Origin of the sequence: Micromonospora sp. NRRL B-16802, assembly GCF_001279555.1 — a bacterium.
GTDB lineage: Bacteria > Actinomycetota > Actinomycetes > Mycobacteriales > Micromonosporaceae > Micromonospora > Micromonospora profundi.
Window position 1 is genome coordinate 58818 of sequence record NZ_LGEB01000055.1, and the last position, 18303, is coordinate 77120.

Genomic DNA, 18303 nt, shown 5'->3' on the forward strand with positions numbered 1-18303 from the left:
CCCCGCCCCCACGCCACGTTGATCAACGCCGAGGCGGGCGGCAATTCAGGACCAACGCGCTGAGGGATCAGGGTTTGGGTTCGGATGCGCGGATGGCATCGGCAGTGGTCAGGGTTGTGTGCCGTAGGGCCTTCTCAGGGTCCAGGTTCGCCTCACGGGCAGCGGCGACGGCGGCCAGGAGGCTGGCACCCAGGCGGGTTTCCTCGTCCGGCTGCACGTCCGGTGACGGGAGCACGACGGTCAGGCCGGCGCGGGCGGCGCGATCCAGGATCTGGGTGGCCAGGGCGAGGGCGGGCTGGCTCAGCGCGATGCCGTCCAGCACCGAGTCGCGCGCCTTCTCGACCTTCTTGATCCGCTCCCAGTTCTCGGTGATCTCCTCAAGCGAGCCGGCCTCCAAGCCTGCGAAGACGTGCGGATTGCGCCGGATCATCTTGTCGACCAGGCCACCGGCCACGTCGTCGATGGTCCACCGCTCGCCCTCGGGCAACTCCTCCGCGAGCCGGGCGTGCAGCACCACCTGGAGCAGCACGTCGCCCAACTCCTCGCGCAGCGCGTCGGTGTCGTCGGCGATTATCGCGTCGTACGCCTCGTAGCTCTCCTCCAGCAGATAACCCGCGAGGCTGCGGTGCGTCTGCGCCCGCTTCCACGGGTCACCGCCCGGCGATGCCAGCCGGTCAAGCACGGCCACCGCGTCGAGCAGCCGCGCGCCCGGCGGATCCCACGAGCCGTACATCAGCTCCATCTCGGCAAGCCCCGGCTCCCGGGCCAGCCGCAGACCCAACTCGCGGGCCAGCGCCTCATCGCCCGCCGGACCGGCCAACCAGACCACAGTGCCGTGCGCCGCCACCGCGTCAAGCAACGGCTGCGTCGCCGAACCGCCCACCACCGTCACGTCGGCGCCCGCCTGACGCACTGCCGTGACCAACTCGCTCTCCGCGCCGGTCAACACCGGGTGCCGGCGTACGACGTCCCAGGCGGCGGCGGTGAGCAGACCGGCCGGCAGCCGTGGCGAGGTGACAAGCAGGACGATCCGTGCCGACATGCTCAGCTGGCCGTGCCCTCATCATGCGAGTGCGAGTCCGCGTCCGGGTCCGGGTTGGACGGAGCCGTCGTCGGGGTGGAGACATCCGTGACCGCGCCGGAATCCGGCTCGCCCAGGGGAACGCTCACCGCGGCCACGTCGCCGGAGAAGCTGAGCAGCGGGAACTCCAGCGGACGGTACCGAGGGCTGATCGTCACGTCGTACCGCTCGACCGCCTCGGCCAGGACCCGCTTGGTCGCCAGCGCACCGCGCAACTGCTCGCCGTCGAGCTGACGGGCGGCGTCCTCGTCGGAGACCTCGGCCGGGATGTTGCCACCCCCGCGACCGGCGGCGATCACGTCGGCCATTTCCTGCTCGGTCGGCTCCACGGGCTCGGCCGGCAACCCGGACAGGCAGGTGAAGAGCTTTGCCATCTCCCGCACGTACCCGGTCTCGGGGTTGAGGCCGAGCTGCTGGGCGGCCTGGTCGACCGAGACCTGGCTGCGCGGCTGGTAGCCCTTCTCGGCGGAGGCCCGCTCGCACACGTTCGTCAGCACCATCACCCGGACCACGTCCGCCAGCTCGGGCAACTGCGGCCCCGGTGCCGGCTGGCCACTGGCGTCCGTCTGCGGCGCCGCGGTCGGCGTCGGGTTCTTCGTCCGCAGGTCGTTCATCGCGGCGGTGACCTCGCTGTCGGTGATGCGCTGGTCACCGATGTAGGCGGCGGTACCAGGCTCAGCACGGCAACCGGAGAGGGCGACGAGGCCCAGCGAGACACTGGCGACGGCGACAAGACGGCGAGCACGCATGGCTGCCACTCTCTCACGCCGTCACCGGGTGTTGTGACACCCCCCACCTCCGTCCACCCGCCGGCCAGGGCCGGCATCGAAGCGACACCAGCCCTGGCCGACAGGAGACCACCGGGTCAGGCGGTCGCGGGCCGGTGGTCGCGGCCCCGTCAGGCGGTCGCGGCCACTGCCGGGGCGCCCAACACGTCGGAGAGCAACTGGGCACACCATTCGAGCAGCGCCTGGTCGCGCAGCGGCTCGCCACCGATCCGGCGGGTGCTCGGCCGAGGCACGCTCACCTGGTCCGTGGCCTGCTTGTAGACCGCGTCCGGGTGGTAGCGCTTGAGCCGCAACTGCTTCGAGTCAGGCAGCGGCAGCGGACCGAACCGGACGTGCTTGCCCTGCATCGACACGTCGGTCAGGCCGTACCGGCGGGCCAGCAGCCGGAACCGGGCCACCGCCACCAGGTTCTGCACCGGGGCGGGCGGCTCGCCGTACCGGTCGGTCATCTCGGCCACGACCTCGCGCAGACGCTCCTCGTCGCGGGCCTCGGCGAGCTTGCGGTACATCTCCAGGCGCAGCCGCTCCACGCTCACGTAGTCGTGCGGCAGGTGCGCGTCGACCGGCAGATCGATCTTGACGTCGACCTCCTCCTCCGGGCGCTCACCCTTGAACGCGGAGACCGCCTCGCCGACCATCCGCACGTACAGGTCGAAGCCCACGCCCTCGATGTGGCCGGACTGCTCACCGCCGAGCAGGTTGCCGGCGCCCCGGATCTCCAGGTCCTTCATCGCCACGTACATGCCGGCACCCAGCTCGGTGTGCTGGGCGATGGTGGCCAGCCGCTCGTGGGCGTGCTCGGTGAGCGGCTTCTCCGGCGGGTAGAGGAAGTACGCGTACGCCCGCTCACGGCCCCGGCCCACCCGGCCACGGATCTGGTGCAGCTGGGCCAGGCCGAGCAGGTCGGCCCGCTCCACGATGAGGGTGTTGGCGTTCGGGATGTCGATGCCGGACTCGACGATCGTCGTGCAGACCAGGACGTCGAACTCCTTCTCCCAGAAGCCGACCATCACCTTCTCCAGGGCGTCCTCGCCCATCTGGCCGTGCGCCACCGCGACCCGCGCCTCGGGCACCAGCTCCCGCAGCCGGCGTGCCGCCCGGTCGATCGACTCGACCCGGTTGTGCAGGTAGAAGACCTGCCCGTCGCGCAGCAGCTCGCGGTGGATGGACGCGGCGACCTGCCGGTCGTCCTGCGCGCCGACGAAGGTGAGCACCGGGTGCCGCTCCTCCGGCGGGGTGGTGATTGTGGACATCTCCCGGATGCCGGTGATCGCCATCTCCAGGGTCCGCGGGATCGGGGTGGCCGACATGCTCAGCACGTCCACCGAGGCACGCAGGGTCTTCAGGTGCTCCTTGTGCTCGACACCGAACCTCTGCTCCTCGTCGACGATCACCAGCCCGAGCTGCTTGAACCGGGTGGCGGTCTGCAACAGCCGGTGGGTGCCGATGACGATGTCGACGGTGCCGTCGGCGACCATCTCCAGCGTGCGTTCGGTCTCCTTCGCGGTCTGGAACCGGGACAGCTGCCGGATCTGCACCGGGAACTGGTTCATCCGCTCGGCGAACGTGTTGTAGTGCTGCTGCACCAGCAACGTCGTCGGCACGAGCACCGCCACCTGCTTGCCGTCCTGCACCGCCTTGAACGCCGCCCGTACCGCGATCTCGGTCTTGCCGTAGCCGACGTCGCCGCAGATCAGGCGGTCCATCGGAACGGTCTGCTCCATGTCCCGCTTGACCTCGTCGATAGCGGCGAGCTGGTCGGGCGTCTCCTGCCAGGGGAACGCGTCCTCCAACTCCCGCTGCCAGGGGGTGTCCGGGCCGAACGAGTGCCCCTTGGACGCCTTGCGGGCCGCGTACAGCTGGATGAGCTGCGCGGCGATCTCCCGGACCGCCTTGCGCGCCCGGGCCTTGGACTTCTGCCAGTCCGAGCCGCCCATCTTGTGCAGGGTCGGCTGCTCGCCGCCCACGTAACGGGACAACTGGTCGAGCTGGTCGGTCGGCACGAACAGCCGGTCGCCGGGCTGGCCACGCTTGCTGGCCGCGTACTCGATGACAAGGTATTCCCGGCTGGCGCCGTTGACGGTGCGCTGCACCAGCTCGACGTACCGGCCGATGCCGTGCTGTTCGTGCACCACGAAGTCGCCGGCCTTGAGCTCCAGCGGGTCGATGGTGTTGCGCCGCCGGCTCGGCATCTTGCGCATGTCCCGCGTCGAGGTGCCCCGACCGCCTGTGACGTCGTTGCCGGTGAGCAGCACGAAACGGGACGCCTCGTCGACGAACCCGCTGCCCAGCGCGCCGCAGGTGACGATCAGCTCGCCGGGCGCGGGCGCGGTCGGCACCTCCTCGGTCAGCCGGGCGCCCAGCCCCGCGTCGCGCAGCACCTCCACCGCCCGCTGGGCGGGGCCGTGCCCCTCGAAGACAAGCGCGACGGACCAGCCCTCGCCGGCCCAGCGCTTGATGTCGTCGACCACCCGCGCGGTCTCGCCGTGGTAGAGCGGAGCCGGCTGGGCGGCGAGGGTCACCGCTATGGCGTCGTCCGGCGTGACGCTTGCCTGCTCGGGCGCGTCCTCCCAGGGCTGGCGCGTCTCGGCCGTCTCGGCTTCCACAAGGCCGAACGGGGACAGCGTCCACCACGGCTGGCCGAGCCTGCCGGCTGTCGCGCGGACCTCGGCCAAGGTGCGGAACGCGGCGGCGCCGACGTCGACCGGGGCCTGGCCGCCGACCGCGGCCGCGGCCCAGCTGGCCTGCAAAAACTCCTCCGAGGTACGCACCAGGTCGTGCGCCCGGGTGCGGATCCGCTCCGGGTCGCACAGCAGGACGTGGGTGCCGGCCGGCATCGCGTCCAGCAGCAACTCCAGCGAGTCGGGGCCGACAAGCACCGGGGCCAGCGACTCCATCCCCTCCACCGGGATGCCCTCGGCCAGCTTGTCGAGGATCTCGGCCAGCTCGGGGTGCTCCTGCGCCAACGCGGCAGCCCTGTCGCGCACCGCCGGGGTGAGCAGCAACTCGCGGCAGGGCGGCGCCCAGAGCAGTGGGACCTGCTCGATGGTCCGCTGGTCGGCGACGGCGAAGGTGCGGATCTCCTCCACCTCGTCGCCCCAGAACTCGACACGCGACGGGTGCTCGTCGGTGGGCGGGAAGACGTCCAGAATGCCGCCGCGCACCGCGTACTCACCGCGCTTGGTGACCAGGTCGACCCGGGCGTACGCCATGTCGGTAAGCCGGCGGGCCACCTCCTCCAGGTCGGCCTCCTCGCCGGCCGCGAGCTGCACCGGCTCCAGGTCACCGAGCCCCTTGAGCTGCGGTTGCAGCAGCGAGCGGACCGGGGCGACGACCACCCGCAGCGGGCCGGTCCTGCCGTGCGCGTCGGCCGACGCGGGGTGCGCCAGCCGGCGCAGCACAGCCAGGCGTCGGCCCACCGTGTCCGAACGTGGGGAGAGCCGCTCGTGCGGCAGCGTCTCCCAGGAGGGGAAGACCACCACCTGGTCGGCCGGCAGCAACCCGCCCAGCGCGGCGGCCAGGTCGTCGGCCTCGCGGGTGGTGGCGGTAACCGCCAGCACGGGCCGGCCGGCGCCCTCGTTGTCAGCGGCTACCGCCGCGACAGCGAACGGACGCAACGCGGCAGGAGCGGTGATGTCGAGGCCGTCGACCTGGGCGGCACCGGAGCGCGCCAGGTCACGCGCCCGGGCCAGCCCGGGGTCGGCCAGGGCGGCGGAAAACAGACCGGTGAGCAAGGGAGTCCTTCCAGGGAGTCGACGCACACACGACGGCTGCCCCTCGTCCGGTCGGACGGGGGGTGCACGACGACCAGCCTATCCCCGTCCACCGACAGCCATCCCATTCCGCCCATGTCCACGCCGCACGCGCCGCGCCCCGAACCCCGCGCCGCGCCCGCCCCGCACGCCGCGCCCGCCCCGCACGCCGCGCCCGCGCGCCGCAAGATCCGCACAACTACAGGGAAGGTGTGGGCTCAGGTCGCGTGGAGGCAACAGTTTCAGTGAAGTTGCACGGATCTTGCGGGCCGCCGTCGTCTCCGGGCTCCAGTCTGCGGGTGTCGCCGACTGCGCCGGGCCCCCGCAGGGCCGCGCGGAAGCGCGCGTACCGCCAGCTATCGCGCGTACCGCGCTATGAGGATCTTGACTGTTCATCTTTGGGCGTGGTCGGGTTTGGGGATGGGTGAGCAGTGGCGGGCGCAGTTCGACGCGGAGGTGAGCTTCGCCAACGGTGGCGGGCTGCGGACCGAGGGGTTCCGGCTCGACATCCCGGGTCGGGAGATCACCGACGAGGACCTGGCCGCGCTCTTCGTACGGCACCTCGGGCTGTTGATGGTCGCCGAGGTGCGGATCAGCGCGAAGACGATCATCGAAGAGCCGCACAAGGGCGGGCGGGGCGTCGCCGGTGAGCCCCGCACCGGGCGTCGGCTCGTCGAGCTGAGCCATGTGATCACCGATGGGATGATCACCCTGCCCGGCTGGCCGGCACCGCGGATCGAGGACTGGCTGACCTTCGAGGCGTCCCGGGCGAACTACGCGCCGGGCACCGAGTTCCACGTGTCCCGGATCGACATGATCGCCAACACCGGTACGTACCTGGACACCCCCGCCCACCGTTGGGCCGGCGGTGACGACCTGACCGGGGTGTCGCTGGACCGGCTCGCCGACCTACCCGGCGTGGTCGTCCGGGTGCCGGCGGGGACCCGTGCGGTGGACCGGTTGATGCTGGCGCCGTACGAGGTGACCGGACGCGCGGTGCTGCTGCACACCGGGTGGGCTGAGCACTTCGGCACCGAGCGGTACAGCGCGCCGGAGGCGCCGTATCTGACCGGGGACGCCGCGCAGGCCCTCGCCGACGCGGGCGCCGCCCTGGTCGGCATCGATTCGATAAACATCGACGACATGGGTCCGCAGGCCGGAGGCGTACGTCCCGCGCACAGCACACTTCTCGCCGCCGGCATCCCGATCGTGGAGCACCTGACCGGTCTGGACGCGCTGCCGCCGAGCGGGTTCCGGTTCACAGCGGCCCCACCGATGGTGCGCGGCATGGGCATCTTTCCGGTCCGCGCCTTCGCCGTCGTCGACGCCTGACGTCGCCCGCACCCGCCGATCTCGCTCGGTCGGCTCCTGAGCGTCGAGTCCAGGAGCCGTCGCCGGCCAGCTCGAATGCGCGTCGACGCAGGGCCAACCGACGCCCGGCGCGTACCGGGGTGGACGGGGGTCGATGAGTCGACGACCATCGGTGCGGATGGCCTGTGACGAGCACGTCGCGAACAAGGGGGAACGATGCCCGCCGAGGGAGTCGGCAGTGATCCGCGTCGGCGCACCACGCCAGCACGGTGGCGCGTGCTGGGGCACCCGGACGGGATGTTGATCTACCAGGTGCGGTGCATCGTGGAGAACCACGGGTGGACGGAGCCCGCCGTGGAGGACCGCCACAAGATCGTCCTGGGCCGCTCCGGGGCGTACCGTCGCCGGCTCAACGGCCGGGTCGGGCTCTCCGATGCCACCTCCGTGATCCTCACCCGACCGGGCGACGAGATGGCGGTGGCACACCCGTTCGGCTGCGGCGACTCGTACACCTGCTTGGAGATCGATCCGGCGGCGCTCGCGGACCGGCCGGACGCGGAGCACTGGATGGACCGCAGCGGCTGGGCCGGGACGTCGGACGCCCCGCTGGACCTGGCACACCGGCTGTTGGTGGCCGAGTTCCGGCGTGGGCTGGACGGCTTCGAGATGGCCGAGCGGTTGCACCGGTTCCTGGCTCGCCTGCTGAGTTACAGCCCGCTCGGCACCGGCGACGTGGGCGGCGATGTCGATCGGGCCGTACGCCGGAGACCGGCGACGCTCGCCGCGCACCGGCGGCTGGCCGACCGCGCCCGGGAGGTGCTTGCGAACTCCGGTTTCGCGCTCGGCCTGGACGAGGTCGCCCGGGAGGTCGGTAGCTCTCCGCACCATCTCAGCCGGGTGTTCCAGCGGATGACCGGCAGCAGCCTCACGGCCTACCGCAACCGGCTGCGGGTGCGGGAGTTGCTGGACACCCTCGCCGAACCCGACGGCCGTCCGCTCGGCGCGCTCGCCGCCGAGTACGGCTTCGCCGACCAGGCGCACCTGACCCGGGTGGTCCGGGAGCAGGTGGGCCACCCACCCGCCCGGCTGCGCCGGCTGCTCACCGCGTCCGACGCGGCCTGACTCCCCCGACGGCGACGGAGGTGCCGCACGGGGAGCGTGCGGCACCTCCTCGAGCGCCAGGGGCGCCACGGGGCCCGGGTGGGACGTCGGGCCTCCCCGAAAAGGTCCGCATGCCCCGCTCCGGTGCTGCACTGGTTGGCAACTCCCGGACCCACGTGAACAATCCTCGGCGCAGGCACCCCCAGCGTCTTGAAGAAATTTGCTCGTCTCGGACAGCCCTCCCCACGACCCGGTGAGCGCTGAGGGAGGCGGATCAGTAGCGCACCGCGATACGACGGGCCCGTGAGTCGACACGGATCTCTCCGCCGTACGGGATGATCAACTGCGGGTCGGTGTGACCGAGGTCGACGTCGAAGACCACCACCGCGTCCGGGTTGTACGGCGCGAGCGCCCGGGTGATCGCCTCCCGCTGGGCCTCGCCCCACGCCGATCGTTCCGGCACCGACAGCGGCTTGTCGAAATCCCACGCCTTGGGTCGACCGACGACGACCGCCGGGAAGCTGGCGAGCAGCCCACGCTCCCCCATGTTCCGCACGATCCGGAACACCTCCTGCGCGGTGGGCAGTTCGTTGGAGGTCTCGACGACCAGCACGGACCCGGCCAGCTCTTCGGCTGTCGGCACCCGGTCGGCGGCCATCAGCCAGTGCAGGATTTCCAGACAGCCGCCCCAGGTACGCCCGCGCACCTCCCGTTCCGGGCCCTGCCAGCGCCAGCCGTCGCCGGCAAGCATCTCCGGCTCGTACGCCAGCGACCCGGGGTCGGTCCACGGGTTGGGCCGGTCACCCCATTCGGGCGCGGGCGACAACTCGTACCAGCCGGAGGTGAACAGGGCGGCCCGCAGCGAGTCGAAGGTCAGTGGGTGCGGCGAACCGGGCCGGCCGAGGTGCACGAGGACCGACCCGCCGTGGTACGCGACGATGCCCAACCGATACAGGTGGTTGAGCACGTTCGTGTTGTCGGAGTACCCGAAGTAGGGCTTCGGGTTGGCCCGCAGCACGTCGTCGTCGAGATGCGGTGTGACCGTGATCAGGTCGTCCCCGCCAACGGTGGCCAGCACAGCGGTGATTGTCGGGTCGGCGAAGGCGGCGGTCAGGTCGCGGGCCCGGTCGCGCGGGTCGGCCCCGACCGCGCGGGTTGTCGGATACTCCACCGGCTCCAGGTGGAGTTCCTCGCGCAGCCGGCGCAGCCCCAACTCGTACACGTGCGGGAAGAGGGCCGGCAGACCGGCGGAAGGTGAGACGACCGCGACCCGGTCTCCCGGTCGTGGCTTCGGGGGATAGTTCGGCAACACCATGGTCAGAAGCTAGCCGGGTGGTCGAACCGGTTTCGGCGACTGAGAGCACGGCCGAAGGTGGCCTGCAAGCCGGCTCGACTTGTGCGCTGGTGTACGCCTTATAGGCTGAGCGCCGCCGAAGTGGATCGAGAAGCGGAGCGCCCGTGACCACCCCGACCGGACATCCCTCACAACCCTTCTACCCCGGCCCGCCGTTCCACCACCCCCACGGCGGATATCCCGCGCCGTCCACGCCGGTGGCCAAGCGCATCCCGGAGAACGAACCCTTCGTCGTACGCCCCAACATCGCGAAGCGGGGCCTGCTGTCCGCGGGAATCGTGCTCATCGTGGTCCTACCGGTCGCCTTCCTCGCCGGCCTCGGCATCGTGAGCACGGCGGAACCGGAGATACGCTCCGCCGCCGCCCTCGGCGCCCTCGGCCTGTTCGCGTGCCTGCTGACCGCGATCGCCCTGCCGCTGGGGATCCAGCTCTGGCTGATCGGCTCCGGCGGACCGGTGCTGGCGCTCAGTCCGGCCGGGCTCTGGATCCGTACCCGCCCGACCCGGGGCCAGGCGATCTGGATGCCCTGGGAGGCCGTCGGGCACATCTCCCGCCGGCGGTGGAGCCTGGAGAAGATGGTGGTGGTCACGCCCCGTGACGCCCGGATGCTCCAGCACCTCGGGGTGTTCACGCGGCTGGACAGCGCGCCACTGAGCGTCCTCTACGGCTCGGGCCTGGCCGCCACGCTCAACTTCGCGGACCGGCCGGAGGCGGAGATCATGGGGGCGATCGTCCACTACAGCGCGGGCCGCTGCCCGATCACCTGATTGTCGGGACAGCGCGCCGGGCACGGGAAACGCCCGGCGCGGGGTACGGGGCCGGCCTAGGCTGACGGCGTGGACCGGGAGACGCATGACAGTCCGTCACGTTCCGTGCGGCCGCCTGGCGCCCGCCATCTCGTGCGGACGGGCCGGCCTGGCCGTCACCACGCTCACCATCTGGACGCCACACGGCGTGCCGAATGTGCTCAGCGCCACGTCGATCGCTCGGCCCACCGCCTGGCATGAGCCTCCCACCAGCACGAAAGCGCGTGTCGCCAGCCGAGATGACAGGAAGGTCCGCTGCCTTCACCGCAGGAGTCGGCAAGGGCCCCCTCCTTACCGACGGGGGACGCGGATACGATCCAGGGAGTCGGACAGCGCTGTCCTTCGTACTCACGTAAGGAGCGCATCGTGACCGACCAGCATGACCACGACGGCCCGGACGCCGCGCTGCGCGCCGACATCCGCCGGCTCGGCACCCTGCTCGGGCAGACCCTGGCACGCCAGGAGGGCCGTCCGCTGCTCGACCTCGTCGAGGAGATCCGCGCCCAGGTACGCACCGACGTGCCAGCGGCCGCCCAGCGGCTCGGCGGTCTGGACGTGACCACCGGCACCAAGCTGGCCCGGGCCTTCTCCACCTACTTCCACCTGGCCAACATCACCGAGCAGGTGCACCGTGGCCGGGACCTGCGCCGCCGTCGCGCCGTGCAGGGCGGCTGGCTGGACCAGGCGGCCAAGATGATCGCCGAGCGGGGGGTGCCGGCCGAGGAGATCGCCGCCGCGGCTCGCCGGCTGGCGGTCCGGCCGGTCTTCACCGCCCACCCGACCGAGGCGGCCCGCCGCTCGATCCTGTCCAAGCTGCGCGCCATCGCCGACGAATTGGACACCGAGACCGCGAACGCCATCCTGTACGGCGCCAGCGACGAGGGCCCCGCCAACCGCCGCCTCGCCGAACTGCTGGACCTGATGTGGCAGACCGACGAGCTGCGGCTGGACCGGCCCGACCCGACCGACGAGGCCCGCAACGCCATCTACTACCTGCGCGACCTGTACGCCGAGGCCGCCCCGCAGGTGCTCGACGACCTGGCCGACACGCTGCGCACGCTCGGTGTGGAGACGTCGCCGACGGCCCGCCCGCTGAGCTTCGGCACGTGGATCGGCGGCGACCGGGACGGCAACCCGTTCGTGACCCCGGCGGTCACCCGCGAGGTGCTGACCATCCAGCACGAGCACGGCATCGCTGCCACCGAGAAGGCGATGGACCACCTCATCAACGAGGTCTCCGTCTCCCGCCGGCTGCGCGGGGTCTCACTGGACCTCTCAGCGAGCCTCGCCGCCGACCTGGACGCGCTGCCCGAGGTGGCACCCCGCTTCCGGCGGGTCAACGCCGAGGAGCCGTACCGGCTCAAGGCGCGCTGCGTGAAGGCGAAGCTCGCCAACACCCGACAGCGGCTGCGTCAGGGCACCGCGCACGTGCCGGGCCGGGACTACCGGGGCTCCGCCGAGCTGATCGCCGACCTCGACCTGCTGCGCGCCTCACTGGCCCGCAACTCCGGGCAGCTCACGGCCGTCGGCCGGCTCGCCTCCACCATCCGTACGGTCTCCGCGTTCGGCCTGCACCTCGCAACGATGGATGTCCGCGAGCACGCCGAGGCACACCACGCGGTGCTCGCCCAGCTGTACGAGGCCATCGGCGAGGTCACCGACTATCCGGCCCTGAGCCGGCTGGAGCGCACCAAGCTGCTCGCCGACGAGCTGACCGGCCGCCGACCCCTGTCCACTGTCGACACCCCGCTCTCGGAGCAGGCCCGCAAGACGTTCGACGTGTTCAGCACCATCCGGGAAGCCCAGGACCGCTTCGGCGGCGAGGTGATCGAGTCGTACATCATCTCGATGACGATGGGCGTGGACGACGTCCTGGCGGCTGTGGTGCTGGCCCGCGAGGCCGGGCTGGTGGACGTGCACAGCGGTCGGGCACGGATCGGGTTCGTGCCGCTGCTGGAGACCCCGGCCGAGCTGAACGCCGGCGGTGAACTGCTCGACCAACTGCTGTCCCTGCCTGCGTACCGGGCTCTTGTCGCGGCCCGGGACGACGTGCAGGAGGTCATGCTCGGCTATTCCGATTCCAACAAGGAAGCCGGGATCACCACCAGCCAGTGGTCGATCCACCGGGCGCAGCGCGCGCTGCGCGACGTGGCCGCCCGGCACGGGGTGCACCTGCGACTGTTCCACGGCCGCGGCGGCACTGTGGGACGTGGCGGCGGGCCCACGCACGAGGCGATCCTCGCCCAGCCGTACGGCACGCTCGACGGCGCGATCAAGGTGACCGAGCAGGGCGAAGTCATCTCCGACAAGTACAGCCTGCCATCTCTGGCCCGGGAGAACCTGGAACTCACCCTCGCCGCGGTACTCCAGGCGACACTGCTGCACACCGCTCCCCGCCAGCCGGCCGAGATGCTTGAGCGCTGGGACGCCACGATGGACGTGGTCTCCGAGTCGGCGTACCGGTCGTACCGGTCGCTCGTCGAGGACCCGGACCTGCCGGCGTACTTCTGGGCGTCCACCCCCACCGAACTGCTCGGCGCGCTGAACATCGGCTCCCGGCCGGCCAAGCGCCCCAACACCGGTGCCGGGCTGTCCGGGTTGCGGGCCATCCCGTGGGTGTTCGGCTGGACGCAGACCCGGCAGATCGTGCCGGGTTGGTTCGGCGTCGGCTCGGGGCTGGCCGCCGCGCGCGAGGCCGGGCTGGCGGACGTACTGGCCGAGATGCACCGCAACTGGCACTTCTTCCGGACGTTCCTCTCGAACGTCGAGATGATGCTGACGAAGACCGACCTGAGCATCGCCCGGCGGTACGTCGAGACGCTTGTGCCGAAGAAGCTGCACCCGATCTTCGAACAGATCGAGCAGGAGTACGAGCTGACAAAGCGTGAGGTCCTCGCGGTGACCGCCACACCGGCCCTGCTTGACAACTCGCCGGTGTTGCAGCGCACGCTTGCCGTTCGGGACACCTACCTGGAGCCGCTGCACCACCTTCAGGTGGCGCTGCTGCGGCAGTACCGGGATTCAGGTGCGGCCGGACGGGCGGTAGCCACCGCACCGGGAGGCCGACGCGCGCCAAACGACGGCACAGCCCTGGAGCGGGCACTGCTCACAACGGTAAACGGCATCGCAGCCGGAATGCGCAACACAGGCTGACCCACCCCCAGCGCAGTCGATCATGGAGTTGTGGTGCCTGACAAAAGCCCCTCACGGGTGCTGATCGGCCACCACAACTCCATGATCGACGCCGCCGTCCGGGCTCACCAGTCTCCGCCGCCGAAATCTCCGCCGCCGAAGTCGCCGAAGCCGCCGCCGCCGAAGTCACCGCCTGCGTAGTCGCCGCCACCGAAGTCGCCGCCCTGGTCACCGCCACCGAGGTCGCCGCCCTGGTCGCCGCCACCGAAGTCGCCGCCCTGGTCACCGCCGTCCATGCCCTGATCGGCACCGGCCGCGTCGGCGCCGTACCCCGGGTCGGCGAAGGCCGGCGAGAACAGCGCGTCGGCGATCAGAATGCCGCCGAGCACACCCGCGCCGGCGCCCAGCGCGGTCTTCCACCACGGTGTCGAGTACCAGCCAGCCGGCACCGGCCGGCCCTGGTAACGACCACCGGGGTAGTAGTAGGGCGTGCCCCGGCCGGGCTGCGGGCCGGCCCGGAACGTCTGCCCCTGCACCTGCACCTCACGCTCCTTGGTGAGCTGCCCGACGCCGCGCGCTGCGGCCAGCGCCGGCAGCTCCGGGCCCGGGTCGATCCCCAGCGCGGTCCGCGCCGCCCGGATGTAGGCAAGCCCCTCCAGCGCCGTCTCCCGGGCCAGCGCGAACTGGTGCGGCGTACGCGCCTGCTCCAGCTGCGAACCCGCCGCGTTGTACCGCTCACCGGCGTCGGAGAGCGCCTGGCGAACGGCGGGCTCGTCGCCCTGGAGGGTCAGCAGCTGGCCGCCGAGGCGCTCGTACCAGCGTTGCGCCTCCGCGCGGGCGTCGCCCAGCTCGGTGCGTCGGCGGGCGGTGGACTGGGAGCGGAAGAGCGCCACGGCACCCACGGCACCCAGCAGCACGATGGCGAGGCACAGCACGAGTTCCATGTCATCGAACGTACCCCCGAGTGTCTCGTCGTAGACGTCTGGCAAGCTCCGGTGATGGACGTCTCGACGCTGCTCGTGGTGATCGTGTGCCTCGGCACCGGCGGCGCGGTCGGCTGGCTCGCGGCCCGGTCCCGCTCGGCTGCCGACATCGCCCGGCTGGATGCCACCCTCACCGCGACCCGCGACGGCGAGGGCCGGCTTGAGCAGTCCATGCGGGCGTTGAGCTACGAGGCCACCGCGCAGTCGCAGGAGGCGGTGGCCCGTGCCGTCGCGCCGCTGCACGAGACGCTGCGCCGCTACGAGCAGCGGGTCGCCGAGCTGGAACACGACCGGGTCGACGCGTACGCCGAGCTGCGCGAGCAGGTCCGCTCGATGAGCGCCGTCTCCGGCGAGCTGCGCACCGAGACCAAACAGTTGGTGGCCGCGTTGCGCGCGCCGCAGGTGCGGGGCCGCTGGGGCGAGCACCAGTTGCGCCGGATCGTCGAGGCCGCCGGCATGCTTGAGCACTGCGACTTCTCCGAGCAGGTCACCGCCGCCACCGACGACCACGTCGTACGCCCGGATCTGGTGGTACGGCTGCACGGCGGCCGGTCGGTGGTGGTGGACGCCAAGGCGCCGTTCGACGCGTACCTCACGGCGATGGAAGCCCGTGACGAGCGCGGCCGGAACACCCACCTCGACGCGCACGCACGGCACCTGCGGGGGCACGTCGACGCGCTGGCGGCCAAGTCGTACTGGTCGGCGTTCGACAGCTCCCCCGAGTTCGTGGTGCTGTTCGTGCCCGCCGACCCGTTCCTCGACGTGGCGCTGCAACGTGACCCGACGCTGCTGGAGCACGCCTTCGCCCGCAACGTCGTGCTCGCCACGCCGGCGACCCTCGTCGCGCTGCTCCGCACCGTGGCCTACTCGTGGCGGCAGGAGGCGCTGGCCCGCAACGCGCTGGCGGTGCACACCCTCGCCCGGGAGCTGTACGGCAGGCTCTCCACCCTCGGCGACCACGTGGGCAAACTCGGGTCGTCGCTGGCCGGGGCGGTGACGGCGTACAACCGGGCCGTCGGCTCGCTGGAGGCCCGGGTGCTGGTCAGCGCCCGCAAGCTCGCCGAGCTCGGCGTATCGGACGAGGAACTGGCGGTCCCGGCGCAGGTCGAGCTGACGCCCCGCCAGCCGCAGGCGCCCGAGCTGCTCGACGGCGCCGAGCGCGACCGCTGATCAGGGCGCCGCTGCCGGTCAACCCTTGCGGGCGCCCTCCACGACGAACGGGGTGCCCTGCTGGCAGGTGGTCATCATGCCCGCCTCCACCCGGCCGGTGACAGTGACCCGCGACCCGGCGACCAGCACGTCCCGGGGGCCGCCGATCAGCAGGTACCCGTCGAGCAGCAGGCAGTTCGGCTCCACCCCGGCGGTGACGGTGCCGGTGAGTTCGGTGGCGCCGACCGGCGGCGGGAGGCTGGGGCCGCCGGGAGGCTTGAGCGTCTCCGTCGCGGTCGACGGGGCAGGTGCCGTGGGGGGCAGCGCGGTGGGTTGTTCGGTCACCGGCGTGGGCGTACCGGGACCGGCGGGGTCATCGGTCGGCGTACCGCAGGCACTCAGCGCCGCGCAGACGACCAGGGCGGGGACGACGAGCCGAAGGATCCTCATGCCGACTTCGACGCACCGGGACGTCCCGGCGTTCCCACAGTGATCGCCGAAACGGCGCTCAGCCGCGTGCGGCTGCGGCGGCCTTCATGTCCCGCTTCAGCTCCTGCGGCAGCGAGAAGGTGAGCCGCTCGTTGGCGGTGGTGATCTCCTCGACGTCGCCGAACCCACGCTCGGCAAGGTACGCGAGCACGTCCTGGACCAGATCGTCCGGAACGCTCGCGCCGGAGGTCACGCCCACGGTGCGGGCGTCGACGAGCCAGGCGTCGTCGATCTCGTGGGCGAAGTCCACGAGATGACCGGCGCGGGCGCCGGCGTCCAGGGCAACCTCGACCAGCCGGACCGAGTTCGAGGAGTTCGTCGAGCCGACGACGATCACCACGTCGCACTCGGGGGCGATCTCCTTGACGACGTGCTGCCGGTTGGAGGTGGCGTAGCAGATGTCGTCGCTGGGCGGGGACTGCAACAGCGGCAGCCGCTGCTTGAGCCGGGCGACGGTCTCCAGCGTCTCGTCCACCGAGAGCGTGGTCTGGGAGAGCCAGACCACCTTCGCCGGGTCCCGGACAGTGATCTTGTCGGCGTCGTCGGGGCCGTCCACAAGCTGGATGTGGGCGGGAGCCTCACCGGCGGTGCCGATGACCTCCTCGTGGCCCTCGTGGCCGATCAGCAGGATGTCGTAGTCCTCGGCGGCGAACCGCTTCGCCTCGTGGTGCACCTTGGTGACAAGCGGGCAGGTCGCGTCGATCGCCTTCAGCGAGCGCGCCCTGGCCTGCTCGTAGACCTCGGGGGCCACACCGTGCGCGGAGAAGATGACTGTGGCGCCCTCGGGCACCTCCTCGTTCTCCTCCACGAAGATCGCACCCTGGGCCTCCAGGGTCTGAACGACATGCTTGTTGTGCACGATCTGCTTACGGACGTAGATCGGGGCGCCGTAGAGCTTCAGCGCCTCCTCGACGGTCTGCACCGCGCGGTCGACGCCCGCGCAGTAGCCGCGGGGCTTGGCCAGGAGCACGCGCTTGCCGGTCCGGGAAGTCGCTTCAGCCTGAGTCACCCACTCATCCTACCCACCACCACTCCCGCCTCACCTGACGCGCGTTGATCATGACGTTGCGCTGCGACAGGCCGAACGGGCGCGCGCCGGGGGCCGACGGAGGTGGGCCTTAGGGTGGGCCTGTGAGTGATTCCGCACGGGTGGGAGCCAGCACCGCCGAGGAGCCGTGGCCGGTTCGGGTGGTCAGCCAGAAGGTCGGGGCGTGGATCGCCAAACTCGGCTGGGTCTGGGTGGACGGACAGGTGGCGCAGATCAGCCGCCGGCCGGGCGCCGCCACAGTCTTCCTCACCCTGCGCGACCCGTCGGCCGACCTGAGCCTTACCGTCACCACCAACCGGGACGTACTGGACGCCGGGGCACCCGAGCTGCGCGAGGGCGCCCGCGTGGTGCTGCATGCCAAACCGGAGTTCTACGCCGCCCGGGGCACGTTGAGCCTGCGCGCCGACGAGATCCGGCAGGTGGGCCTCGGCGAGCTGCTGGCCCGGCTGGAGAAGCTCAAGAAACTGCTCGCCGCCGAAGGGCTGTTCGACCGGGCCCGCAAGCGCCGGCTGCCGTTCCTGCCCGGCCGCATCGGGTTGATCACCGGCCGCGCCTCGGCCGCCGAACGGGACGTGCTGACGAACGCTCGGCGACGCTGGCCGGCTGTGGAGTTCCGGACGGTGAACGTCGCAGTGCAGGGCCCGTCCGCGGTTCCGCAGATCATCGACGCGCTCAAGGTGTTGGACGCCGACCCGAGCATCGACGTCATCATCATCGCCCGAGGTGGTGGCGGCATCGAGGACCTGCTGCCGTTCTCCGACGAGGCGCTCTGCCGCGCGGTGTTCGGCTGCCGTACCCCGGTGGTCAGCGCGATCGGCCACGAGACGGACGCGCCGCTCATCGACTACGTCGCCGACCTGCGGGCCTCCACCCCCACCGACGCGGCCAAGCGGGTGGTCCCGGACCTCACCGAGGAGGTACGCCTCATCGGCCAGGCACGGCACCGCCTCCAGCGGGCGGTCCGCAACCTGGTCGACCGCGAGACCCACCGCCTGGACAGCCTGCGCTCCCGGCCGGTGCTGGCCCGGCCGCAGGTGATGGTGGAGCACCGCGCGACCGAGCTGGCCGCGCTGCGCCAGCGGGCCGGCCGCTGCCTCGACCACCGGCTCACCGGCGCCGACGCCGAACTGCGGCACACGTTGGCCCGCCTCCGCGCGCTCTCCCCCGCCGCCACCCTCGACCGGGGGTACGCGATAGTGCAGCGCGCCGACGGCCACGTGGTCCGCGCGGCGACCGAGGTCGGCAAGGGCGACCCCCTGCGGGTACGCCTTGCCGACGGCGAGCTGGCCGCGACAGTGGACGGCTGACC

General features: G+C 71.7%; 13 protein-coding genes. 6 read left to right on the top strand and 7 right to left on the bottom strand.

Annotation, left to right across the window (positions count from 1 at the left end):
- Positions 1-67 precede the first annotated feature (67 nt).
- The 3 genes from ADK66_RS13670 to mfd form a co-directional block, all read right to left on the bottom strand.
- The gene (locus tag ADK66_RS13670) at positions 68-1042 is read right to left on the bottom strand and encodes a nucleoside triphosphate pyrophosphohydrolase (RefSeq protein ID WP_053655354.1); all 975 of its coding nucleotides are present in this window, start codon (positions 1040-1042) and stop codon (positions 68-70) included.
- A 2-nt stretch (positions 1043-1044) separates the two neighbouring features.
- Positions 1045-1830 carry a hypothetical protein gene (locus ADK66_RS13675; protein WP_053655356.1) on the bottom strand — a complete coding sequence of 262 codons (786 nt, stop codon included), beginning with the start codon at positions 1828-1830 and terminating at the stop codon, positions 1045-1047.
- A gap of 149 nt (positions 1831-1979) precedes the next feature.
- Positions 1980-5603, bottom strand: coding sequence for a transcription-repair coupling factor (gene mfd / locus ADK66_RS13680; protein WP_053655358.1), 3624 nt, complete (start codon positions 5601-5603; stop codon positions 1980-1982).
- Between the two features lie 438 nt (positions 5604-6041).
- Here mfd and ADK66_RS13685 point away from each other — a divergent pair, with 438 nt between their 5' ends.
- Positions 6042-6953: a cyclase family protein gene (locus ADK66_RS13685; RefSeq protein WP_053655360.1), complete on the top strand. Its 912-nt coding sequence runs from the start codon at positions 6042-6044 to the stop codon at positions 6951-6953.
- A 195-nt stretch (positions 6954-7148) separates the two neighbouring features.
- A complete protein-coding gene (locus ADK66_RS13690) occupies positions 7149-8054 on the top strand; it encodes an AraC family transcriptional regulator (protein ID WP_157552450.1) in 906 nt (301 codons plus the stop codon).
- A 253-nt stretch (positions 8055-8307) separates the two neighbouring features.
- Here the strand turns inward: ADK66_RS13690 and ADK66_RS13695 are convergent, their stop codons facing one another.
- A complete protein-coding gene (locus tag ADK66_RS13695) occupies positions 8308-9348 on the bottom strand; it encodes a S66 peptidase family protein (RefSeq protein WP_053655363.1) in 1041 nt (346 codons plus the stop codon).
- Positions 9349-9491: 143 nt separating this feature from the next.
- On the opposite strand from ADK66_RS13695, the gene ADK66_RS13700 reads away from it, so the two are divergent.
- Complete coding sequence (locus tag ADK66_RS13700; RefSeq protein ID WP_157552453.1) at positions 9492-10154, top strand: hypothetical protein; 663 nt, start codon at positions 9492-9494, stop codon at positions 10152-10154.
- Between the two features lie 405 nt (positions 10155-10559).
- Positions 10560-13346, top strand: coding sequence for a phosphoenolpyruvate carboxylase (gene ppc / locus ADK66_RS13705; protein WP_053655366.1), 2787 nt, complete (start codon positions 10560-10562; stop codon positions 13344-13346).
- 104 nt (positions 13347-13450) lie between these two features.
- On the opposite strand, the gene ADK66_RS13710 is transcribed toward ppc, so the two are convergent.
- Positions 13451-14269, bottom strand: coding sequence for a hypothetical protein (locus ADK66_RS13710; RefSeq protein WP_053655368.1), 819 nt, complete (start codon positions 14267-14269; stop codon positions 13451-13453).
- 54 nt (positions 14270-14323) lie between these two features.
- Here ADK66_RS13710 and ADK66_RS13715 point away from each other — a divergent pair, with 54 nt between their 5' ends.
- Complete coding sequence (locus ADK66_RS13715) at positions 14324-15478, top strand: DNA recombination protein RmuC (protein WP_053655370.1); 1155 nt, start codon at positions 14324-14326, stop codon at positions 15476-15478.
- Positions 15479-15496: 18 nt separating this feature from the next.
- On the opposite strand, the gene ADK66_RS13720 is transcribed toward ADK66_RS13715, so the two are convergent.
- Together ADK66_RS13720 and ADK66_RS13725 are read right to left on the bottom strand one after the other, a co-directional pair.
- Positions 15497-15907 carry a hypothetical protein gene (locus ADK66_RS13720; RefSeq protein ID WP_053655373.1) on the bottom strand — a complete coding sequence of 137 codons (411 nt, stop codon included), beginning with the start codon at positions 15905-15907 and terminating at the stop codon, positions 15497-15499.
- 58 nt (positions 15908-15965) lie between these two features.
- Positions 15966-16955, bottom strand: a complete 990-nt coding sequence (locus ADK66_RS13725; protein ID WP_053655374.1) for a 4-hydroxy-3-methylbut-2-enyl diphosphate reductase — start codon at positions 16953-16955, stop codon at positions 15966-15968.
- Between the two features lie 122 nt (positions 16956-17077).
- On the opposite strand from ADK66_RS13725, the gene xseA reads away from it, so the two are divergent.
- A complete protein-coding gene (gene xseA, locus ADK66_RS13730) occupies positions 17078-18301 on the top strand; it encodes an exodeoxyribonuclease VII large subunit (RefSeq protein ID WP_157552456.1) in 1224 nt (407 codons plus the stop codon).
- Positions 18302-18303: the final 2 nt, after the last annotated feature.